The 20,240-nt window shown below is 71.0% G+C and carries 18 protein-coding genes and 2 pseudogenes; 12 read left to right on the forward strand and 8 right to left on the reverse strand.

The window, feature by feature from the left end; translation table 11 throughout:
• A pseudogene (locus ACIA5F_RS29855) lies at positions 1-626 on the reverse strand (hypothetical protein); the annotation flags it as partial.
• A gap of 405 nt (positions 627-1,031) precedes the next feature.
• Between ACIA5F_RS29855 and ACIA5F_RS29860 the strand changes: the two are divergent.
• From ACIA5F_RS29860 to ACIA5F_RS29875, 4 genes are all read left to right on the forward strand, one after another.
• A complete protein-coding gene (locus ACIA5F_RS29860; protein ID WP_399358380.1) occupies positions 1,032-1,406 on the forward strand; it encodes a peptidase inhibitor family I36 protein in 375 nt (124 codons plus the stop codon).
• A gap of 78 nt (positions 1,407-1,484) precedes the next feature.
• Positions 1,485-2,189 carry an ABC transporter ATP-binding protein gene (locus tag ACIA5F_RS29865; protein ID WP_399358381.1) on the forward strand — a complete coding sequence of 235 codons (705 nt, stop codon included), beginning with the start codon at positions 1,485-1,487 and terminating at the stop codon, positions 2,187-2,189.
• Positions 2,186-4,696, forward strand: a complete 2,511-nt coding sequence (locus tag ACIA5F_RS29870; RefSeq protein ID WP_399358383.1) for an FtsX-like permease family protein — start codon at positions 2,186-2,188, stop codon at positions 4,694-4,696. Before ACIA5F_RS29865 ends, ACIA5F_RS29870 begins: the two co-directional genes overlap by 4 nt.
• A 320-nt stretch (positions 4,697-5,016) precedes the next feature.
• Positions 5,017-5,559 carry an SMI1/KNR4 family protein gene (locus ACIA5F_RS29875; RefSeq protein WP_399358385.1) on the forward strand — a complete coding sequence of 181 codons (543 nt, stop codon included), beginning with the start codon at positions 5,017-5,019 and terminating at the stop codon, positions 5,557-5,559.
• Between the two features lie 8 nt (positions 5,560-5,567).
• Here ACIA5F_RS29875 and ACIA5F_RS29880 read toward each other — a convergent pair whose 3' ends face one another.
• The 3 genes from ACIA5F_RS29880 to ACIA5F_RS29890 form a co-directional block, all read right to left on the reverse strand.
• Entirely contained in the window at positions 5,568-6,134 is a 567-nt protein-coding gene (locus tag ACIA5F_RS29880; protein ID WP_399358387.1) for an ATP-binding protein, read from the reverse strand.
• Complete coding sequence (locus tag ACIA5F_RS29885) at positions 6,059-6,457, reverse strand: winged helix-turn-helix domain-containing protein (RefSeq protein WP_399358389.1); 399 nt, start codon at positions 6,455-6,457, stop codon at positions 6,059-6,061. The genes ACIA5F_RS29880 and ACIA5F_RS29885 overlap by 76 nt, the downstream gene beginning before the upstream one ends.
• Before the next feature lie 660 nt (positions 6,458-7,117).
• Positions 7,118-7,291, reverse strand: coding sequence for a hypothetical protein (locus tag ACIA5F_RS29890; protein WP_399358391.1), 174 nt, complete (start codon positions 7,289-7,291; stop codon positions 7,118-7,120).
• A 235-nt stretch (positions 7,292-7,526) separates the two neighbouring features.
• Here ACIA5F_RS29890 and ACIA5F_RS29895 point away from each other — a divergent pair, with 235 nt between their 5' ends.
• Positions 7,527-7,814, forward strand: coding sequence for a hypothetical protein (locus ACIA5F_RS29895; RefSeq protein WP_399358393.1), 288 nt, complete (start codon positions 7,527-7,529; stop codon positions 7,812-7,814).
• A 472-nt stretch (positions 7,815-8,286) separates the two neighbouring features.
• Here the strand turns inward: ACIA5F_RS29895 and ACIA5F_RS29900 are convergent, their stop codons facing one another.
• Positions 8,287-8,874, reverse strand: coding sequence for a Uma2 family endonuclease (locus ACIA5F_RS29900; protein WP_399358395.1), 588 nt, complete (start codon positions 8,872-8,874; stop codon positions 8,287-8,289).
• Between the two features lie 754 nt (positions 8,875-9,628).
• Between ACIA5F_RS29900 and ACIA5F_RS29905 the strand changes: the two genes are divergently transcribed.
• The 4 genes from ACIA5F_RS29905 to ACIA5F_RS29920 all read left to right on the forward strand — a co-directional run bounded on the left by ACIA5F_RS29905 (position 9,629) and on the right by ACIA5F_RS29920 (position 12,663).
• Positions 9,629-9,916: a hypothetical protein gene (locus tag ACIA5F_RS29905; RefSeq protein ID WP_399358397.1), complete on the forward strand. Its 288-nt coding sequence runs from the start codon at positions 9,629-9,631 to the stop codon at positions 9,914-9,916.
• A complete protein-coding gene (locus ACIA5F_RS29910; protein WP_399358399.1) occupies positions 9,913-10,164 on the forward strand; it encodes a hypothetical protein in 252 nt (83 codons plus the stop codon). The genes ACIA5F_RS29905 and ACIA5F_RS29910 overlap by 4 nt, the downstream gene beginning before the upstream one ends.
• 655 nt (positions 10,165-10,819) lie before the next feature.
• Positions 10,820-11,473: a hypothetical protein gene (locus ACIA5F_RS29915; protein WP_399358401.1), complete on the forward strand. Its 654-nt coding sequence runs from the start codon at positions 10,820-10,822 to the stop codon at positions 11,471-11,473.
• Positions 11,467-12,663, forward strand: a complete 1,197-nt coding sequence (locus tag ACIA5F_RS29920; RefSeq protein ID WP_399358403.1) for a hypothetical protein — start codon at positions 11,467-11,469, stop codon at positions 12,661-12,663. The genes ACIA5F_RS29915 and ACIA5F_RS29920 overlap by 7 nt, the downstream gene beginning before the upstream one ends.
• Before the next feature lie 468 nt (positions 12,664-13,131).
• On the opposite strand, the gene ACIA5F_RS29925 is transcribed toward ACIA5F_RS29920, so the two are convergent.
• A complete protein-coding gene (locus tag ACIA5F_RS29925) occupies positions 13,132-13,581 on the reverse strand; it encodes a hypothetical protein (protein ID WP_399358405.1) in 450 nt (149 codons plus the stop codon).
• Between the two features lie 1,427 nt (positions 13,582-15,008).
• Here ACIA5F_RS29925 and ACIA5F_RS29930 point away from each other — a divergent pair.
• Positions 15,009-15,815 carry a hypothetical protein gene (locus ACIA5F_RS29930; protein WP_399358407.1) on the forward strand — a complete coding sequence of 269 codons (807 nt, stop codon included), beginning with the start codon at positions 15,009-15,011 and terminating at the stop codon, positions 15,813-15,815.
• Between the two features lie 557 nt (positions 15,816-16,372).
• Here the strand turns inward: ACIA5F_RS29930 and ACIA5F_RS29935 are convergent.
• Together ACIA5F_RS29935 and ACIA5F_RS29940 are read right to left on the reverse strand one after the other, a co-directional pair.
• A pseudogene (locus ACIA5F_RS29935) lies at positions 16,373-17,302 on the reverse strand (4-hydroxy-3-methylbut-2-enyl diphosphate reductase); the annotation flags it as partial.
• Positions 17,303-17,331: 29 nt separating this feature from the next.
• Positions 17,332-17,970 carry an SAM-dependent methyltransferase gene (locus ACIA5F_RS29940; RefSeq protein ID WP_399358409.1) on the reverse strand — a complete coding sequence of 213 codons (639 nt, stop codon included), beginning with the start codon at positions 17,968-17,970 and terminating at the stop codon, positions 17,332-17,334.
• Between the two features lie 631 nt (positions 17,971-18,601).
• Here ACIA5F_RS29940 and ACIA5F_RS29945 point away from each other — a divergent pair.
• Entirely contained in the window at positions 18,602-19,015 is a 414-nt protein-coding gene (locus ACIA5F_RS29945; protein WP_399358411.1) for a hypothetical protein, read from the forward strand.
• A gap of 750 nt (positions 19,016-19,765) precedes the next feature.
• Complete coding sequence (locus ACIA5F_RS29950) at positions 19,766-20,023, forward strand: hypothetical protein (protein ID WP_399358413.1); 258 nt, start codon at positions 19,766-19,768, stop codon at positions 20,021-20,023.
• Positions 20,024-20,240 lie beyond the last annotated feature (217 nt).

The following is a 20,240-nucleotide window of genomic DNA, read 5'->3' on the forward strand; positions in this document are numbered from 1 at the left end:
GTCGCGGTACCGGGGCCGTCGCGTCCTTCACGGCCGTGGCGAGACGGGACTGCAGCGCGGCCGTGACCCGCCGCACGGGCACGAGCCCGTCGACGCCCTTGCGGCGGGCGGTGGAGGCGAGGCCGATGCGGAGGCTGTGGCCGGTCCAGGCGCGTACCGGGCAGATCTCCGGGTCCTGCTGGTAGGGGATCTTCGCATCCCGTACGGTGCCTGGTCCTGCCGGTGAGCACGGAGACGACCAGGCCGCGCGGGCGCAGCGCGACATCGCCGCCGAGGAGGCCGGCCGGGTCCTGGGAGCGGGAAGCGTAGTGGAACCCGGTGAGGACCAGTGCCTTGTCCCGGTCCCCGGCGAGGGTGTCGGTGCAGGCCCGCGCGACGGCGTACAGCCAGCCGACGTCGGCGGCCGCGGCCTTCCCCCGGCCGCGCCGCTGACCGGCGTTGCCGGGCCGCATCTTCAGGGCGTGGTCAAGATCGGTGAGCCCAGTGACGGCCGACGCGGCGATGGTGGTCTCCAGTGCCGCCAGGTGCTCCTGGAGGCCGTCGCCGAACCGCCCGTACAGGTCGTCGTCGCCGCTCTGGTAGGCAGCAAGGTGCTCCAGCTCGGCCTGGCGGGCGGCCTCGGGCACCAGTGGGCACCTCGGGACCCCGACCCTCGGGCGGTACGGAAGATCACCAGTGGTTGCGGGCACGGTCCGGGTCGTCCGTTCGAGCGTCGCGAGGGTAAGTCGGCGGTCGCGTCGTGCGGGCCGCCGAGCGGCTGCTTGGCTGACACATTGAATTTCACAACCACACGCGCATCAGGAAAGCTATCAAGCGCAAGTAAATCATTTCGGCCAATCACGGTACTGAGACAGCCCGGATCAGCGTTTGGTCTTCGATTCGTGAGCAGCAGGCACGTAGGTTCGGCCTCTGCACGACAACTGGCCAGGCGGGGGGCGGCTGTTGGCTCATTCTTCGGCGCGCTTGCCGTCTCCTTCCCCTTATCGCGCGCAGGGTACTGCCTGTGCGTTTACAGAAGGAGTGATTCCGTGATGCGTAAGAAGCTGACGCTCGGTCTGTTCGCTGCCGCACTGATCGTCGGGGGTGTAGGCACGGCGAACGCCGCCCCGCTCGGGTGTGAGACGAGCGGCTGGGTCTGCCTGTACCGGGACGACGACTACAAGGGCGGCCAGGTCAGCCTGACCAACAGCACCACCGCGATATCCCACCTGAGCTCGTACGGGTTCAACGACAACGCCGACTCGTTCTACAGCAGCTACGGCAACGACTCCGCCTGGTGGACGGACGCGAACTACACGGGCCGCCGGGTGTGTATGCACAGCCACACCAGCAACCGCAGCTTCAGCTTCGCCGACTCCGACGAGGCGAGCTCGGCGAGGAAGCTCGATTCCCCCACCTCCTGCTGACGGCAGCCGGGTGAGGTGAACTGTGGGGCGGCCGGGATACCGGCCGCCCCTTCGCGTAGGAGAGGAACAACCATTCACATGGGCAAGAACGTGGCGATCGCCGCCACCGGGGTTGGCAAGAAGTTCCCCATGGGCAAGCAGACCGTGGCCGCACTGCGGGACGTCTCGCTGTCCCTTCCCGCCGGCACACTGACCGCACTCACCGGGCCCAGCGGCTCCGGCAAGAGCACGCTGCTGCATCTGATCGCGGGTCTGGAACGGGTCGACTCCGGGACCCTGGAGGTGCTGGGCAACGAGGTCCACGCCAGCTCCCCCGCCGAACTGGCAGCGCTGCGGCTGCGAGAGATCGGCTTCGTACACCAGGACTTCAGCCTTCTTGCCGACCTCACCTTGATCGAGAACGTACGGCTCCCGCTGGAAGCCACCGGCACCGCCCGTGGGGCGGCGACCACGGCGGCGCGCGAGGCGATGGCCCGCGTCGGCCTGGAAGGGCTGGAGCAGCGGTTCCCGGCCGAGGTGTCCGGCGGCCAGCAGCAACGCGCCGCCATCGCCCGGGCCATCATCGGCAATCGCACGCTCGTACTGGCGGACGAACCCACGGGATCCCTCGACTCCAAGACCGGAGCGGAGATCATGGCCGTGCTGGGTCAGCTCCGCGACGAAGGCGTCACCGTCGTCCTGAGCACCCACAACCCGGCCAACCTCTCCCACGCCGACCAGGTCGCCGTCCTCCACGACGGCACGCTCCTCTCCTTCGGCACCCATGAGGGAGGCGCGGCATGAACACGGGGTATGTGCATCTGGTCGGCAGGCGCACAGTCGTCGGGCGCGGCGGGCGGCGCATCGGGCTTCTCGTACTGCTGGCACTGCCCGTACTGCTTGCCACCCTCGCGGCCGGCCTGTTCGCCTCGGTGGCGGCGTCGGCGGAACAACGCGCCACCAGCACCCTGGGCCGTGCCGACGGTTTCGTCACGCAGTCCGGCCCGGAGGCGGCGGGCAGCATCGCGGAAGAGCTGCGCCGACGCGCGCCGGGAATCGCCGTGCTGGAGATCGACGACAACAGCGAATTTCCCGTGTGGGCGAAGGACCGCACCATCGCCGTGCGCTACCTGGACACCGATTGGTCGTCCCCCCTGATGAGGGACAGGTACCGGCTGCTGGAGGGACGCTTCCCCGCAGAACTGGGTGAGATCGCGGTGAGCCGGGCGCTGGCAGACGCTCACGGCCTGAAGCAGGGTGACAGCCTGCCCTACCGGTGGCAGCGCGAGATGCCCGCGCGGATCGTCGGCCTGGTCGAGAGCCCGCAGGCCCATGCCGCGTACGACTACCTCGGCGCCCCCGGACAGCTACGGGCCTGGCCGAAGACCGGGGCGGACACCACCAACGTCTCGCCCTCGGGCTACGGCCTCCTCCTCGCGGGTAACGCAGCGCACATGGAGACCGCGCGGAACGTCATCGGCGAAAAGGGTATGAGGCTCGAGACCCGGCAGAACATCGCCGACTCCCGGACGATGATCGAACGTGAACCCGCGCTGCTGCTGGTGCCCGGCATCGTCGTCCTCGGAGCCATCGCCGCCGGGGCCTTCGCGCTGCGCATGCGGCGCACCCGCGCCGAGTTCGCGATCCTCGCCGGCATCGGCGTGCCGGACCGCGACCTGCGGTACGCCGCCGTCTCCGGTGCGGTGTCGGCCAGTGTGATCGCCGTTCCCGCCGGGTGGCTTACCGGCAGTCTGCTCGCCCTGGCCGCCCGCCCCGTACTTCCCCGCTTCACCGACAAGGACACCGCACCCTACGACCCGCTTCTCGCCGGGGGCCTGCTGACCGTCCTGCTGTCGGTCGCCGTGGCGGCGCTGGCCGCTGTGCTGACGTCACGGTATCCGGCGGGGCTCCCCGCCCGCGAACGGGCTCGCGCCACCCCCCGTACCAGCAAGCGTGCCCGCCTGTGGGCCCCGGCGCTGTGTGGCCTCGCAGCTCTCGGTATCACCACCGCTGTCACCTTCCAGGACGCCGAGGCGATCTCTGCCCCGGCGGCCGTCACGGCCATCGCTGCCCTGGCAGCCGCCGCGCTCACCCGCATCGCCGATGTACTGAGCGGACTGGCCCGCCTGGCCGACCGCACGCTCAGCGCACGGATCGCCCTGCGCGCCTTCGCCCGCGATCCCCGCCGCCCGGTCTCGGCGATCGTGATCGGGTCCGTCACGCTCGCCCTCACCGTCGGCATCCTCGGCACCCTGTCCAGCGTCACCGCCCAGGGACGCGCCACCTACGTCGGCAGCCGCCACCTCGACCAGGTGGAAGCCCTGCTGTATTCGGGCAGCGACCCCGGGAGCGTCGAACAGGCCCTCACCGACGTCTTCCCCGCCGGAACGCCGATCGTCCGCGGCACGTACCCGGTCGACCAGCGACTCCTCGAAGCTTCCACCACGCCTGCCCGCACGCCGCCGTGGAGCGTCGCCTGGCAGGCCGGCGGAGAGTTCACCGACAGGAAGCAGATGATCGAAGTCGTCGACGACGAGGAGACCTTCAAGGCCCTCACCGGCCGGAGCTGGTCCACCCGGGAACGCAAGACCCTCGAAGACGGGCGCATCCTGGTCCTGGCCCCCGACTACATCAAGGGGGACCGCGTCACCCTCTCCATGCCTGTCGGCACCGGCCAGGAACAACCGGACACCCGCCGCGATGTCGGCGGCGCCCTCCTCGCCGACCCCGTCGACGCCACCACGCTCACCCGCGCCTCCGCCTACGTCACCACCAAGGCCGCACACGCGCTCGGAGCCACGACCGTGGACTACTCGGTCATCGCCTCCCCCACCCACCCGGTGCCCAGGCTTGAGGAGCGGCTCGTACAAGCCCTCGAACCGGTCGACGTCGTCATGGCCGACGTCCGCATCGAAACCGGCCCCGAACTCACCCCGCCGTTCCTGTGGTACCTTCTGCTCGGTCTCGCCCTCGCCGCCGTGGTGACCGTCCTCGGCATCACCGTGACCGCCTCCGCCACCGAGCTCAGAGCCGACCTCGTACGCCTGCACCGCATCGGACTGTCCCCGCGCACCCTGCGCCGGATCGTCGTCTGGCAGTCGCTCACGATCGCCGCCCTGGCCGGAGTCCTCGGCATCGCCGCCGGCTGGGGCCTGACCGCCGCACGGAACTGGCCCGCCGACGTGCCCGTCGTCATGGACTGGACAGCTGTCTCCGCCGTCCTTGCCCTGACCCTCGTCCTCGGCGCGGCCTACGGCGCACTCGCCGCACCCCGCCGCCTCGGTAACACCCTCAACCGCACCGAAGCCTGACTGCGACGCCGGGTCGCGGGGGTCTTCAAAATGCCGTCTCGGCCCGGTCTGCTGCCATGGGCGCGGTACGGAGAACGGGAACCGCACCACGGAAATTTACATCGCTCCCACGCCCGATGAGGTCGTCGCCCGTGTCCTGGCCCACCATGAACGACAGCGCGCCGGGCGGTGGCTTTATCGAGCAGGTTGCGGGAGGCGTTTGTCGATGAGTTGGGGTGCCACTCGGGGCGTCTGCGAGCTTTGAATATCGATAAATTTCGAAGTCGCCAGACGTTCGATCGATCCTCGAAGGAGTGTCGGTTGGGCCGTAGGATACGCGCGTGGCGCGATTCGATGAGGTCAAGGCGACGTTCTGGGGTGACGGCCTCTATGGGGTTCAGCCACCGTTGACTGACGCGGCTGTCCAGGACGCTGAGGACCAGCTCAGGGTCCGTTTGCCGTCTTCGTTCCTGGAGTTCTTGCGGGGCCGGAATGGTGGCCTGGTGGCGGCACGATGGGACGCGTTCCCGACCGTTGCGCCGAATTCGTGGAGCGAGGACCATGTTCTGCTCGACATGATGATGGGAATCGGCTGTCAGGACGGGCAGTCGTCGTTGTTGGATACACCCTATCTGGTTGAGGAGTGGGGACTGCCGTCCCCGCTCGTCTTGCTTTCGGGCGATGGGCATTGCTGGATCGCACTCGATTACCGGGTCTGCGGCCGGCAGGGTGAGCCGTCGGTGACATGGTTCGATACGGACGGGGACTCGGAACTCGCCCTGGCTGCGGACTTCAGAGCGTTCGTGGAGGGCCTCACCTCCGCCGAGAACTTCGACGTTGGCGGCCCGGAAGAGGATCCATCAGCACTGAGCTGGAGCGGCTGACCTGCACTTCAGCCCGCGACCCGGTCCGCCTGAGCTTTGGTGTGAGCGAGGCGGTAGGACTCGGTTCCGGTCTGAATGATGTTGCCGCCGAAGGTCAGCCGGTCGACGATGGCTGCGCAGAGCCGGGGGTCGGTGAACGTCTTCGTCCAGCCGCCAAACGATTTGTTCGAGGCGATCGCCACACTGTTCTTTTCCTCCCGTTCCGTCAAAACCTGGAAGAGAAGTTCGGCGCCGCGGCGGTCAAGCTCCATGTAGCCGAGTTCGTCGATGGGGCCGCCGAGCTGGATACGGGCCCTCACCAGCAGGTCGCGGTAGTCCTGCCAGGAGAAGCTTTTGCGGGCACCCTTGAGCAGGAGATGGTGGCGGGGCCGGTGGATGAGGCGGCTCTTCTCGCCGGGTTTGTAGCCGCACAGGGCGGCGGGAGAGGTCCGGCGGCGGGAGCGGACGCGGATGACGGGTGTGTGTCCGCGCCGGCCCCAGGTGCGGGCGCGGGGCGGCGTCATGGAGAATCCGGCCTCGTCCTCGAAGACGAGCCATGCCCCGGACGCCGCCGCGAGGCTTTTACCCGCGGCCACACCTCCTTCTTCCACAGTTCCACCGCGTGCTCGTCACACTCAAGGGCCCTGCGGGCAGGCGCCTGCCAGGACCAGCCATGCCGCTTCAGCAGCCGCCACACCGTCGCCACCGACAGACTCACCCGCAGACGGCGGCGGATTACCGTCCGGACCCGGACGAGAGTCCAGCGTTCATCGTCGAAGCCGTGCGCCGACGGGCCCTTGCCGAGTTCCTCCTTGAGCACGGCGAACTGGGCGTCGGTCACGGTCGGGGAGTTCGCCGGACCCGCCGAGCGCAGGGCCTCGATGCCGCCCTCGCGCCAGGCGCGACGCCAGCGTTCCACCGACCGCACACTCACCCGCAAGGTCCTTCGCGATCACGACGGTCTTCCCACCCGCAGCGAACCGCTCGCCGGCCTGCACCCGGATCCCCTCACGAAACTCCCGACGCTCAGCGGTCAGGCCCCCACCCTCTGGATAACGCATATCACCGGCATACCGCAGGGATCATGAACCGTCACCACCCGACGACAACCCGCAAAGCTCAGTAACGCCACCCACGTCAACGGGAGTGCGCATTGCCCGGTTCTCTCAGGGCAAGCGCGGGAGACAGAGGGCAAGCGGCTGATAGAAGACGAATCCCAGAGGACACGTGTACGCGATCGGCTCTAGACTGGCGTTGCAGTCGTAGTAGATGTGCTGATCTGTGTCATCGATGAGCTTCTCACCCGGAGCGGCACACACTCCCACCGGCGCCACCCGGACAACTGGCATCGCTGGGGAAGCGTGAGCGAGCGGGACCGCAGCCCCGCCGACCAGAAACGTGACAGCAGACACCGCGGCCAGCTTCGGGAACAGACCTCGCAGCATTCGGGGAACCGCCTCTCAGACAGACACCGGCGCCTACCCCTTGCGGCAGGCATACATCGGTCTCCCTCCATCACACCGGAACCCACCTGCGAACGCTAGGCCAGTGGACCAAACAGCTCACCCACCTCACCCTCTCAGCACCACTTGACATCGGAAACAGACGCTTCGGCAGCCCGCTCCGCGTGATGCACACCGTGCGCGCGGCCGCAGACCGCTATGGCCTCGACGGCCAGGAACAGGCAGAGATTCCGGCCGACGACGTCCTGGCCGCACTCACCCAGCTCGACAAGGCCCGGAGCGATCGACACCCTGGAGTGCGACCTCACCCGGGCCGCCCGCAGGCACGGGGGCGTCCTGGCAGCAGGTCACCGACTCCCTCGGGCCGGCTCCCGCACGAGCACGGAGAACCGGTTCGTGCGCCTGGAGCACGGCGCCGCCACCTACCGCAGCGACCGCCACCCCAGGCGATAGCGCACCGAGCGGGCCCGCGACCGGGCCGAAGGCGCCTGGTGCCGGGCCAACACGGCACGGCTGCGCGCCGCCGTGTGGTCCCTGACCTGCCTCGACGACAAGTGGCCGCAGTCGGCCCGCATCACCTCCGCCGAGCGGCTGGACGCCTGGCACCATGAGCTCGCCGGACCCGCCCTCGCCGCCCGGCTGAAGACGCTGCGCCCGGTCCTCGACTCTTCCTGCGCCGAGCTGCCCGCCACCACCGCGGCCACCGCCCGCGACGACGTCCTCGCACTCCTGGAGAAGCTGATCACGGCCCGCCACGGCGTCGACACAGCAGGGGTTGGACCCATTGACCCCAATGGGTCCAACCCCTGCTGAACTGCCGTGTTCTTCAATCCGCCCGCCGGCCCCCATCCGGGCGGGCAAGATCGGGCGCCAACGGAACAACCAGGAGCCCGGGACTCCCCCCGTCACCGTGTCAGCCTGCGCACCGACCTGGCGTCGACCGTGACGGAGAACCCCCGCGCGGACGGGGACTACGGTCGCCCACGCCAAGGCGGCTCGGCGAACCCCTTCCAGGCGTGACCGCCTGGGCTTGTACGACTGCACCGGCTGGTGCGGACACGGAGACTTCTTCTTACGGCGAGGGCGCCCCACTGGGACGCCTCCTTCCCTCACTTCCCTGGTGCGTCCAGGACCGCTCGGACTCATGTGTCCGGCCGGAACCCAGGAGTCGTCGGACCCGGTGAGAAGCGGAGAGATGACCGCATGAGAAGTCCACCACACAACCGTCGTCCCACGTAAACCATGCAAAAACTCGATGAGTTGCAGAGGGCTGGCGGCGTGTCACTCACTGCGAACAAGGCCAATTCGAACGGCCGTGAGCTTGGTCAGACGGTGCAGGGTGAGGTGCGCTCCGGCGGCCATCTACGCCCCTTGACCGGCCCGCCGGGCAGCCGTGGGAAGCCCGCCCTGGTAGGTACGGGGCAGCGGCTTCCCGCTCTACCGGCGGACCAGCCGGGCGGGGTCGATGTCGAAGGGGAACGGTGCGGTGAGTGCGGTGGTCTCGCCGGCCTGGGGGGGGGACGAGGCGGTCGGTGTATCCGCCGCGTTCCAGGTGGCCGAGGGAGAGGCGGGGTGCCGGTTCGAGTTCCAGGCGCCAGTAGTACGGGATGCCCGCGGCGGCGTAGAGGGCGGGTTTCATCTTACGGTCGGTGACCCGGGTCGAGGGGGAGGCGATCTCGACGACGATGAGGACGTGGGCGTCGACGGTGAGGCTGGCGGCGGCGTCGGAGTCGATGACGGCGATGTCGGGATCAGCAGTCCGTCGGGCACCACCACGTTGACCGCTTCGAGGACCTCCACCGGGGCGTCGGCGGCGGTGACGGCCTGGTCCAGGAGCGCGGCCAGGCGGTGACTGGCCCGCTGGTGCGGACACCCGGGCCCGCGCTCATCATGAGCGCGCCCCCGATGAGCTCGATCCGGTTGCGTGCGTCCTCCGGCAGAGCCAGGACGTCCTCAAGCGTCCATGGCCCGTAATCCTCGCCGATCTCGTCGCACAGCGGCGCCAGAACGCCAGCGGCCGCAGTGCCGGAGAGGTACGCCGGAGCGACTTCGAGCAGCAGCTCACCCACCGCTCGGCTATGGCCGGCGAGCTCGTCGACGGCCCGTCGCAGACCGGGTCGCTCGGGTCCCCCCGGCGGACCGTCCTTCCCGGGCGGCGAGGGAACCACCTGACATCGGCAGCAGCGATCCGAGCGCCCCGCCCCGGGAAACGGGAGCGGCCAGGGCGCGAGGGGAGTACGTGTCTGGGCAGCTCGACAGCTTGTACCTCTGGGAGTTCGGGCGGTCCGGGACCCCCGGTCACCATGACAGCTCCTCCTACGGTCGGCTGTCGGCGGCGGCCAAACGGTGACGGTCGTGGTGGAGCGTGAGAGGTTCCGGCAGGCGCGGGGGCGGTCCCACGAGATCGCGGAACGCCGGGCAGCCAGGCAGACCTTCCGCGCCGTCGCGACCGTCCACCGGGCGGACCGCAGCCTCACGAGCGGAGGGCCGGTTCGAACCGGCCGGCACCTTGCGGGCGGTGCTCGCTCTCTTGGGTGAACGGGTGCCCCACCGGGCTGTTCCCCGCGAAGAGAGGGTGGGAAGAGGGCAGACTGGCCTTGCGGACGGGCCGCGAGGAGGCGTGGGAGTTGGCGAAGACGTTGAGGACCACCTTGAGCAGTGGTCAGCGGGTGGAGCTGCCGGGAACGATCCGGACGATCCGCGCGGCGCTGGACCCGGATCAGGTGGCGGAGTTCATCGCGGAGGTGGAGGACGCGGGGGCGGACGAGATCCCCGGCATTCTGGCGCGGTGGGCGTTGCGCACTCCTGGTGCCTACGACCCCGGCGAGGAGGAGCAGATCGCCCGCATCCGAGCCGGTGATCTGTCCGGGCTGGTGTATGCGGACGAGGCCGACGAGTACCGGAGTACGGGATGAAGGAGCTGCGGGTCACCTTCACGCCCGCCGCCACAGCAGAGCTGCGGGGCCTGGCCGGGGAGCGCCGTAAACAGTTCGACCTGGGCATGGCCGCGATCGCCCGGGACCCGCGTGGATGCGGGTCCAGCGCGGTACGGGGTGATCCTGACCGCCGGGACGCGACCGTGGCGAAGGTCGCGTTCATCACCTACCTCGTCAGCGAGGCCGTTGTCACGGTCACCGTCGTCAAGGTGGTCCCGCTGCCATAGGCCGGCCACCGGCCGCCGGGCGTACCCCAGCCTCATGAGCGAGCGGGAGCCCCTGAGGCTGTTCGGACTTGAGGGGCAGGGCGCGCGCGTCGGCTTCCGCGGGCATCAGCCGTCGTGGACGGGCGTAGGCATCCGGTCCCGGACCGTCTGCGCGCGGGCGGGCCAGCCGGACACCGTCATCAGGTCGGGTACCGGCCCGGCCGGCCGTTGTACAGCGCGCTTGTCCAGGCTCCGGTCCCGCCCTGGCCGAGCGGGGCGGCAGACCCGGGCACAGGCATCAGCCCGGCCCCCGGGTTGATGACCGGCCCCCGTACAGAGGTGACCGCCCGGGCCACGTGGTGCGGGGAGCAGCAGTCGGGTACCGCCGGTCCCGTCTCCGGCCGTGCCCGCCGGCTTCCCCGCACCCCCGGCGGGTGTGGTGGACTGCCGGGTGTTTGGTCCGGTCGGGCTCCCCGGAGGCGGTCGTCAGGGGCTGTCTGCCGGTGAGGTCCGTGTCGGTGAAGGCGGTGCCTGCGGGGTGGTGTAGACGGTGTTCCTGACAGCGGCCCCGCATGCGGCGGAGCGGACGGTCCGTCCGCTCGGCGCGGAGGTGGCGGCGGCCGCCGTCCCCGCCCACGGGGTGTCGCTCTCGTCACTGTCTCCAGGAGGTCCTCTCATGCGCATTCACCCACTTCCCCGGAGGCCGGGACGGCGGTGGCCGGTACTGGTCGCCGCCGTGTCCGCGGCAGCTCTGACCCAGATCCCCCTCACACTCCCCGCCCACGCCGCCGTCCCCACCGGCTGCACCGTAGTACCCGTAACAGACGGCAACACCATCACCTGCACGGCCGGTATCCCCGCCGGACAGACCCTCGACACAGGACCCGGCAACGACCACATCACCATCACCGGGACCGTCCTGGGCACCGTCAACGGCCAGGAAGGCGACGACCAGATCACCGTCACCGGCACCCCCGGCGTCCTCAATGTGACCCCCACAGGACCGGGTGTGGCCCCTGCCGGGATCGTCGACGGCGGCGCGGGCACCGACACCATCACCGTCACCGGTGGCGCGGGCATCGCCAAGTTCCCCTCCAAAAATGTTGCCGTGGGGACCGGCGGGCCGGGCGTGCTCGGGGCCGTGCGCGGGGGCACCGAAGCCGACAGCATCACCGTCACCGGAGGGGCCGGCGGCGCACCGAACCCCAATCGTGGTGCCCCCGGCGGCCCGGGCACCAGCACGGGGGCGGTCGTCGACGGCGGTGACGGCGCGGACACATCACCGTGGCGGGCGGCAGCGGCGGTGTGGGGAACTACCGCGGGTTGCTGATCCCCGCGACGGGCGGCGTGGGAGGGGACGGGGTCGGAGCAGCGAGCACCGTCACCGGAGGCGCGGACGACGACATCATCGAAGTGGCGGGCGGCGGCGGGCGCGCAGTCGGCGGCAGCGGCGCCGCCGGGACGGTGAGCGCGGGCCCCGGCAACGACCGGATCACCGCCACGACACGCACGCTCCAAGCCCTGCGCAAAGACGTCCTGCCGAAGCAGGCGGGGGCCGGTGTGGCGTCCTCCGGGCAGCTGGACGGCGGCGGTGGCGACGACACCATCACCACCACCGGCGGAGACGCCTCCGTTGCCGGGGCGGGCGGGCCCGGGATCGCCTCCGGGGGGACGGTGAGCGGCGGGGAAGGCGCGGACGGCATCACCGCGACCGGCCGCCGCGGCGCCCCGGGCAACGCCGGCACGGTCCACGGCGGCGACGGCAACGACACCCTCACCGCCACCGCCGCCGACACCGCTCCCACCGGCCAGATCAACCCTGTCGGCGGCGACCCGTCCGCGAGCACCGGCAGGACCGGCTACACCGGTAACACCGGCACCCTGGACGGCGGCGCCGATGCCGACACCATCACCACCACCGGTGGAAACGGCGGCACAGGCGGGGAAGGAGACTCCGTACTCAGCTTCCCCGGGGGCTACACCACCACGCCGGGCGGGCCCGGCGGAGTGGGTGGCGCGGGCAGTACCGGCACGGTCCTCGGCGGCACCGGAACCGACTCCATCACCACCACCGGGGGTACCGGCGGCACCGGCGGCCTGGGTGGAACCATCAATACCGGGGGCATGGGCGGACAAGGCGGACCCGGCAACACCGGACTCGTCGACGGAGGCGACGACGGCGACATCATCCAGGCCGTCGCCGGGGCCGGTGGGACCGGCGGACAGGGCGGCGCCTCGCGGGGACTGACCGCCGGAAACGGCGGCAACGGCGGGACCGGGGGAACCGGCAACACGGCCACCGGTGCCCTGAACGGCGGCAACGGCGACGACACGCTCACCGCTACCGGCGGCCCCGGCGGCAACGGCGGAACCCCAGGCACCATGTTCGCCGGCGGCAACCCCGGCCGTCCCGGCAACACCGGCCCTACCGGCACCAGCAACGCAGGCACCGTCGACGGCAACGCCGGCACCAACACCTGCCACGCCACCGGCGGCACCCTCCACAACTGCCAGAACTAACCCCGACGAGGACCAAGGAGCCTCCACCACCGCCGGGGCGTGCGACAGCACACCCCGGCACCGGGCACCGGGCACCGGGCACCGGGCACCGGGCACCGGGCACCGGGCACCGGGCACCGGGCACCGGGCACCGGGCACCGGCGGACGATCTCGGGAAACCGGCCGACAGCCCCCAGACCCCACCCACCACACTCACTGAACCCCACAACACGACAACCTGCCGCCCGCACGGCTTCTACCCGCGGAAACAGCCAGGCATGACGAGGACCACGGGCACACGCTCCTCCTCGCCTGAGCCCGTGCCGCAGTCCCCTGCCCAGAGGGTGCGCGCACCACCAGCAACGGGGTGTTCCTGACCACCACGTGGCCCAGCGGAATCAGCTGGGTCGGCGACGTCTGCGACGAGACCGGCACAACGCGGACCTTCACCTCGGATGGGGGGGGTGCGGTGCACCAGGGATACCGGGGTCAGGCGGGGAGAAGGGTTCCGGTGGTGGTGCCGGAGATGTTGCGTACTCCGGGAGCCGTGAGACAGGACTGGTCGGGTGCGATGGTGAGGCCGACCCATTCGATGGTGGCGGTCTGGCCCGCGTAGCGGCCGTTGGTGACGGTGCCGGTGAAGGCGAGCTGGTCGGCGGGCTGAAGGGGGGCGAGTTCGGTGATGGAGATCGAACTGGAGGCGGCACCGGTGCCGCCGTTCCAGTTGACCGTGACGGTACCGGTGACGTTTTCACTCGCCAGGCAGCTCACGTCTCCCTGGCCGGAGACACTGACGGTGCCGCTGAAGAGGGTCAGCGGGTGGCCGGAGTCGACGCAATCAGCCAGCGAACCGGTGCCGGTGAACGTCTGCGGCCGGAGGGAATCGAACAGTAGTCCGGGGCTGAACTCGACGCCGAGGCTGCCGCTGGCGCACAGCACCAGCGGGGCAGCAGCCGCGGTGGAAGCGGGCTCGGCCGACGCTTGCGGGGCAGGCGCCGCTCCCAGAGTCGCTCCGGCGGCCAGGAAAGCTGCGGCACAGGCTGAGATCCCACGGCGGACTGTCGTACGACGGGCAGTGCGAGCGAGTGGGGAGGATGTGGTGGAGAGGGGGATGGGCATGGTCATCTCCTTCTGGAACGGCTGGGTCAGTGGCATTCGGCGCGGCCCGGCCCGGCGACCGGTGAGGAGAAAAGCCCTGCGGCCTTCCGGGACCTGATGAGGCCGTCATCGGGAACCTTCCGTTCCTTTCCGTTGTCTCAGGTCAGTTGGCACCGGTGTGGCGCGCACATCCTGAAGGGGACACCGGACCGGTTTTACGCGCCGAATTCTTCCTGGATGAGTAGAACCTGTCGGGCGGTCCGCAGCCAGCGGAAAGGAGGCTTCTTCGGCTGCTTGCCTGGCAGATCGCTCCCACTGGCCCAGAGCACCCCGCTTCCAGAGGTGCTTTCGTCGAGTTCGGTGCAGAACCACGGCGGAGGAGCTCAGTGATACGACCCCGCACGAGGTACGACAACGCCGTACCACCCGGGGCCGGACAGTCGTTGGACGACCTTCCCCGACCCGACCCCCGGGCGCCGTGTACCGGCCGCTGTCCTGGCATCCCCCGGCTACCACGCGGGCCTGGAACACGCCGCGCTCACGGCCGCCGCGTCCGCCGGGCGCCGTACCGCGCGCCGGCTCCGCAGCCTCGCCGCACCCGCCCCGAGCGGGCACGCCCCCGACCCGCCCTCTCGACCTCGCCGACGCGGTCGAGAGGGCGCTCGGCAGCCTCGACCCGAGCGACACCGGCGAACGGGACCGCGTCACGGGCCACATCATCGAAGGGCGCGGAGGTGTTGACGCGGAGTTCCGCGAGCGGTTGTGGGAGGGGCCCAGCGTCCTCGGCCTCAGCAGGCTGACAGACGGGTACGGTCGGGGCAGGACCGTCAGGGTTCTTCTGTTCCCGTCCGGTGGTGTGCGCATGGCGTGGTGACGGGCCGGGCCGGAAAGTTGGCGGCATGAGACTCAACCGTGCGTGTCGTCGTGTCCTGCTGTCCTCGTTCCTGGCGTTTCCCCTGCTGGGGGGTTTGTGTACGGCGCAGGCGGGGGCGGTGCCCGTGCAGCCGCACGGGGAGCAGGCGTTCGCGGCTGTCGGCCGGTCCCCGTTCACGGTCCCTGAAGGTGTCACCGAGCTGACGGTCCGGCTGTGGGGTTCGGGCGCGGGCGGGTCCGGAGGCGGCGGCGGGGGTGGCGGCGCCGGTGGAGGCGGCGGCGGAAGCGACTCGCTGGTGAATTCGCAGAGCGGGGGAGGCGGTGGGGGTGGTGCCGGCGGGAGCGGGGGAGGCGGCGGCGCAGGGGCGGGCAGCGGCGGGTACCTGGAGTGCCTGATGACGGTCGAGCCCGGCTGGACGTTCGCCGTCGGGGTCGCCGCGGGCGGGCAGGCGGGCGGGCCAGGGGCGGGCGGGACGGCGGGCGGCGGAGGCGGGACCACGGTCAACGACGGGAGCTCCGGCTCCGGCGGCGGTGTGGGCGGCACCGGCACTGACACCAAGAACGGAGGAAGCCTGGCCGGCGCCGAAAGCTTGCTACTGAGGTCGGTCGCCCAGCCCGGCCGACTGCCCGAGGAGACGGTGGTGGCACAGGCCCCGGGCGGGGAGGGGTCATTCGGTGGGGTCGGCGGCACGGGCGGCGGGCCGGGCGGGGGCGGCGGAACCGGCCGCTCCGCCAGTGGCGGTACCCCGGGTGCGGGTGGCACCGCCGGTGCCGCCGGACCCGGTGGCACCGGCGGAAACTCCGCGGCACCCGTCTCCGAGGGCCTGTGCGTCGAAGGCACGGAGGTACAGAACATCGAGGGCCTGCCAGGCACCCGGGGCATCAACGGCTCCCAGCCCCTTCTCGCCGCAGCCTCCGGGGCACCCGGAAACGGCGGCCGGGGCGGGGGCAGTGGCGGGAGCGAAGGGCGCGGCGCAGCGGGCGGCACCGGGGCACCCGCGCCTTTGACCCTGCCCCTCCCGCCCGCTGGTACCGCACGCGGCGGAAACGGTGGCAGAGGCGGCAACGGAGGCCAGGGTGGCGCCGGAGGCCAGGGCAACGACACCCGTGCCGACCAGGAATCCGGAAAATCCGGCACGAACGGTACCAGCGGCACCTCCGGTACCCCCGGCGGGAACGGCTATGCCCTGATCACCTGGTAGACACCTCGTCCGGACCCGCTGCCGCGCTTCCAGGCGGCCAGCGTCCTCCCCGCCGGTACGGGGTATCGGGGGGGCGGCTCCGAGGACGCGCAGGCTGTCGTCGGCCCTCTGCTGCCAGTAGGAGGTGGTGGCGGTGCACAGGGCCCGCTTAGATGAGGCTGACGCCCGCCCGGCAGAAGGTGTGCGCTTTCGGGTGCCGGCGACGGTCGCCGGTGTTCCGGTGGAGCGTGCCGGTACTGGCGCGCGGGGGTGGTGGTGAGGTCGTGGAGGGAAAGGTGGGTGGCGTGCTCGGGCCGGACGGGTCAGGAACCCGTCGGCCACGGTGTGCGGGTGAGGAGGGCGTAGCGGTTCAGGGTTCGCAGTGCGTGGCGGACCCGCCCGGCCAGCTGGTTGCCGTGCTGGCGTCCCGCCCGGCCCGGGCTGTGCTCCTCGGGCTGTGGTCCTGTCCCGTTCGGGCCGGGTGGTGTGGTGGTCGAGGACGGTTCGGCGAGGCCGTCCCCGGTGATGATCTGCTGGACGTCCGTGGCGGTGACACCCACCACCAGATCCGTGCCCGAGGTGAAGGCCTCGGCCCGGCCGGGGAGGGTCTGGACGTCGGGGTAGCCGGATGCGGCGAGCCGGCGCAGGAGTGCGGTGACGAGGGTTTCGGGGGCGGAGGCTCCGGCGCTGACGCCGATGGTGCTCACGCCGTCGAGCCAGCGGGGGTCGACTTCCTCGGCGGAGTCGATGAGGTGGGCCGCGTCCGCTCCGGCGTCCAGGGCGACCTCGACCAGGCGTACGGAGTTGGAGGAGTTCGCCGAGCCGGTGATCAGGACGAGTTCGCGCTCGGGGGCGATCTGCCGGACGGCCTGCTGGCGGTTCTGGGTGGCGTAGCAGATGTCGTCGGACGGTGGTGAGACGAGTGCGGGGAAGCGTGCTCTGAGGGCGGCGACGGTGGTCATCGCCTCGTCCACGGACAGTGTGGTCCGGGAGAGCCAGACGACGCGGTTCTCGTCCCGTACCTGTAGCCGGCCCACGTCCTGGGGGCTGTCCACGAGGTGGATGCGGTCGGGGGCGTGGCCCATCGTGCCGATGACCTCTTCGTGTCCGTGGTGGCCGGTGAGGAGGATGTCGTAGCCGTCGGCGGCGAAGTGGACGGCTTCGCGGTGGACCTTGGTGACCAGCGGGCAGGTGGCGTCGATCGTGGAGAGGGAGCGCGCGGCGGCCTCGTCGTGCACGGCCGGTGCGACGCCGTGGGCGGAGAAGATGACCCGTGCTCCCTCGGGCACGTGCTCGGTGCTGTCCACGAATACGGCGCCTTTGGCCCGCAGGTCTTCCACGACGTGCTTGTTGTGGACGATCTCGTGGCGGACGTATACCGGAGGGCCCCACCGGCGCAGGGCCTCCTCGACGGTCCGGACGGCGCGTTCCACGCCGGCGCAGTACCCGCGTGGTGCGGCCAGCAGGACACGCCCGGGGGTGGCGGGTGCGGGGCGGGCGTGGGGCATGGGGGTCTCCGGTGGGGGTGGGGTGGTGGTCAGACGCGGTCGGCTGCGATCAGCAGGTACGGGAAGGAGCCGTTCTCGTACCCTTCGATGAAGGCTTCCTCGATGCCGGTGACCAGGCGTGATTTCTGGCGCAGGTACCAGTACGGCAGGGTGGCCCGGGTCAGGTCGACGACCGAGACGGGTACGAGGTCGTTGGCGGCCATCGCCTTGAAGTACCAGGAGCGGGGGAGCCGGGCATGGGCGGCGAAGAGCCGGTCGAGGTTGACGTACATGGTGGACTCGTTGTTCCAGATGCCCCGGTAGGCGCCCGGCTCGAAGCCGGTGGCGAGCATGTTGGCGAGGTGGAACGCGACCTTGTCGGCGACGCCGCGTTCGGCGGCCTTGGTGTTGGCGAAGTCGACCTGTTTCCGGGAGATGGACACGCCGTCCACGGAGCAGCCGAAGCGCTGGTTGGCGACGATGCTGCCGCCGCCGCGGCCGCATCCGGCGTCCAGCAGGCGGTCGCCGGGTGTGATGTCGCCGAGGTGGTCCAGGAGGAAGTCCGCCTGGGCGCTCTCCAGGCGGTGCAGTTCGCGGGTGGTGCGCCGGTGGCGGGTCTCTTCGGGGCCGGCCAGGACGGAGGTGTCGGCTTCTCCGATGCCGAAGCAGTGCTCCTCGGTGGCGATCACGGTGACCAGGTTGTGGTGCGGGCGGGCAGAGCACCACACGCGCCACACGCACACTCTCCACACGCGTCAGGGCATCGGCGTGCACCGGTCTGGTCACCTCGGGGACACCGATGCGATGACGGCCTCACCGTTCAACACCAGGGGTGTGCTCCGAGTACTGTGTGAGGTTGCTCCGGAGTACCCGGGTTCACACCATGAACCCATGACGGACATTCAGCACATGACGGGCGGAGATCGTCCGAGTGCGGTGCGGTCTCATGCGGTGCGGGCCGCTGTCTGCGCGGCGGGGATGGCGGGCTCTCTCGCCATGACGGTTGTTCTGGCGGCTCCAGCGTCCGCGGCGATGACCCGGACGTTCACGTCCAGTGGGACGTTCACTGTCCCGGCGGGCGTCACGAGCATCACGACCGTCCTCATCGGTGGCGGTGGAGGCGGGGCAGGCGGTGGAGGCGGCGTCGGGGGTGCCCGGGTCTCGTGCACCCTGGCCGTCACTCCTGGCGAGGCCCTGACCCTCACCGTGGGCGGAGGCGGTGGTCTTGGCGGCGTTGGCCTTTCCGTCATCTTCTCCCGGCGCCTGGGCACTCAGCCGAGCATCGGGCAGGGCCGTACCGGCGTAGAAGGAAACGCCGGCATGGACAGCAACGGCCTCGGCAGTAACAGCCTGCCCGGCACCGGCGGCACGGGCGGCACCGGAGCCGGGGGCACAGGCGGCGACGGCGGCGACGGCGACGGCGGAAAGTTCAGCACCTTCATCCCCCTGCCCGCAGCGAACGGCAGCCCCGAGACACCGGAGCGCGGGCGGCAGAACGGGCGCGGAAGACGACCCGGCAACACACTCCTCACCCTGAGCGGACCCCAGCTCCCGCAGGCAGGTACGGACGGCAAGGGGTTTCCCGGGCCCGGCCTTCCCGCAGATGCACGTCGTCGCCCGCGCGGCGACCGTGTCCGTCCGGCCGTGGTAGGTGCGGGCGAGACAGCGGCGGGCTTCCGCAAGGAGGCGGTGACGGAAACGGCCGCCTTGGTGCACCACGACGACGGCCGGTGACCTCCAGCGTGGCGGCCACGACGTCAACAGCCCCGCGGGCGGGGCCAGGACCGTGCGAGCGGTGGACCGGGAACATCGAGAAGACCGTCGACGATCACCTGGCCGAAACGTGCGTGCAACCATCGCTCAGGCCGCCAGGAAGCGGCTGAACAGCCCCAGGACGGTGCCGTACAGGGCGGGCGGTCTCCGGTGAGGGCACAGCGGCGGGCCGCCAGTCCGTGATCGAGGCCCTCGCCGATCTCGTCGCACAGCGACACCCAGGACACCGGCGGCCTGGGTGTCGCAGAGGTACGCCGGAGCGAGTTCAAGCAGCAGCTCGCCCCTCGCGCGGCTGTGGCGGGCGAACGTGGCGACGACGTGGCCCACCCGGCGAGTGCGGGTTCCTCCGGCGGATCGTCCACGGGTGGGGGCGGTGCGGTACGTACGTCGCGGACGGTCCGGCGGACCACCGCGCGGACCGCGGGCTCGTCGCAGCCTTCGTCCGTCGCTTCGTCCTCCCGCACGGTGAGCGCCCCGGGAAGCGGGAGCGGCCAGGGCTCGGTGGGAGTACGGCGTTGGGGGCAGCACGACAGCTTGTACCGCCGGGAGTTTGGGGTGGCCCGGGACCCGGTCCATGACAGCTCCTCCTGCGGCCGGCTGCCGGCGGGCGGTGACGGTCGCGGCGGGGGTGAGGCGGTTCCGGCAGGCGCGGGAGTTGTCTCCGACCCGGCGACGAGGTCCAGGAGCACGCGCTCCTGCCCGCCCTCCCCCGTGCTGCTGGCCCCGGCCGACGCCACCGACCGCGAACCGCCCCCGCCGGCCGCCACGAGGACGACGTCGATGCTGGTGACCCCGGCCGGGACGGTGAACGTCCCGCTGGTGGTGAACGTCCGGGTGGTCGCCGCGGACGCGGGGGCGGCGAGCCCCACGGTCAGAGCGAGGGAGCCCGCGAGGCTCATGGCGCACACAGCGGCACGCACCGTACGGGGCCGCACCACGACTGGACGGGCCCTGACCGTCACCTACTGATTGACCGTCACACCACCCACAGTGAGAAGCAGGCAGGCCGGGAGCAACCGGACACGCCTGTTCGGGCCACACACCGGACGGATGAGCCAGGCATTTGACCCTCTGCGGGTGCGAAACACCGCCCCCTCCGCCGGACTTGGTAACCCGGGGGCGGTGGCGGAGCACCGGTGAACCTGGGGACGGCCAACCCCCGTTCCCTCGCGACGGGAGGCCAGGG

Source organism: Streptomyces sp. NPDC051567 (genome assembly GCF_044454165.1).
GTDB lineage: Bacteria > Actinomycetota > Actinomycetes > Streptomycetales > Streptomycetaceae > Streptomyces.

What these genes read in the sequence shown, in the direction of transcription:
- ACIA5F_RS29870 (WP_399358383.1), top strand. Translation starts at nt 2,186, where the DNA reads ATGAACACGGGGTATGTGCATCTGGTCGGCAGGCGCACAGTCGTCGGG.
- ACIA5F_RS29945 (WP_399358411.1), top strand. Translation starts at nt 18,602, where the DNA reads ATGGACAGCAACGGCCTCGGCAGTAACAGCCTGCCCGGCACCGGCGGC.
- ACIA5F_RS29915 (WP_399358401.1), top strand. Translation starts at nt 10,820, where the DNA reads ATGCGCATTCACCCACTTCCCCGGAGGCCGGGACGGCGGTGGCCGGTA.
- ACIA5F_RS29910 (WP_399358399.1), top strand. Translation starts at nt 9,913, where the DNA reads ATGAAGGAGCTGCGGGTCACCTTCACGCCCGCCGCCACAGCAGAGCTG.
- ACIA5F_RS29860 (WP_399358380.1), top strand. Translation starts at nt 1,032, where the DNA reads ATGCGTAAGAAGCTGACGCTCGGTCTGTTCGCTGCCGCACTGATCGTC.
- ACIA5F_RS29930 (WP_399358407.1), top strand. Translation starts at nt 15,009, where the DNA reads ATGACGGTCGAGCCCGGCTGGACGTTCGCCGTCGGGGTCGCCGCGGGC.
- ACIA5F_RS29865 (WP_399358381.1), top strand. Translation starts at nt 1,485, where the DNA reads ATGGGCAAGAACGTGGCGATCGCCGCCACCGGGGTTGGCAAGAAGTTC.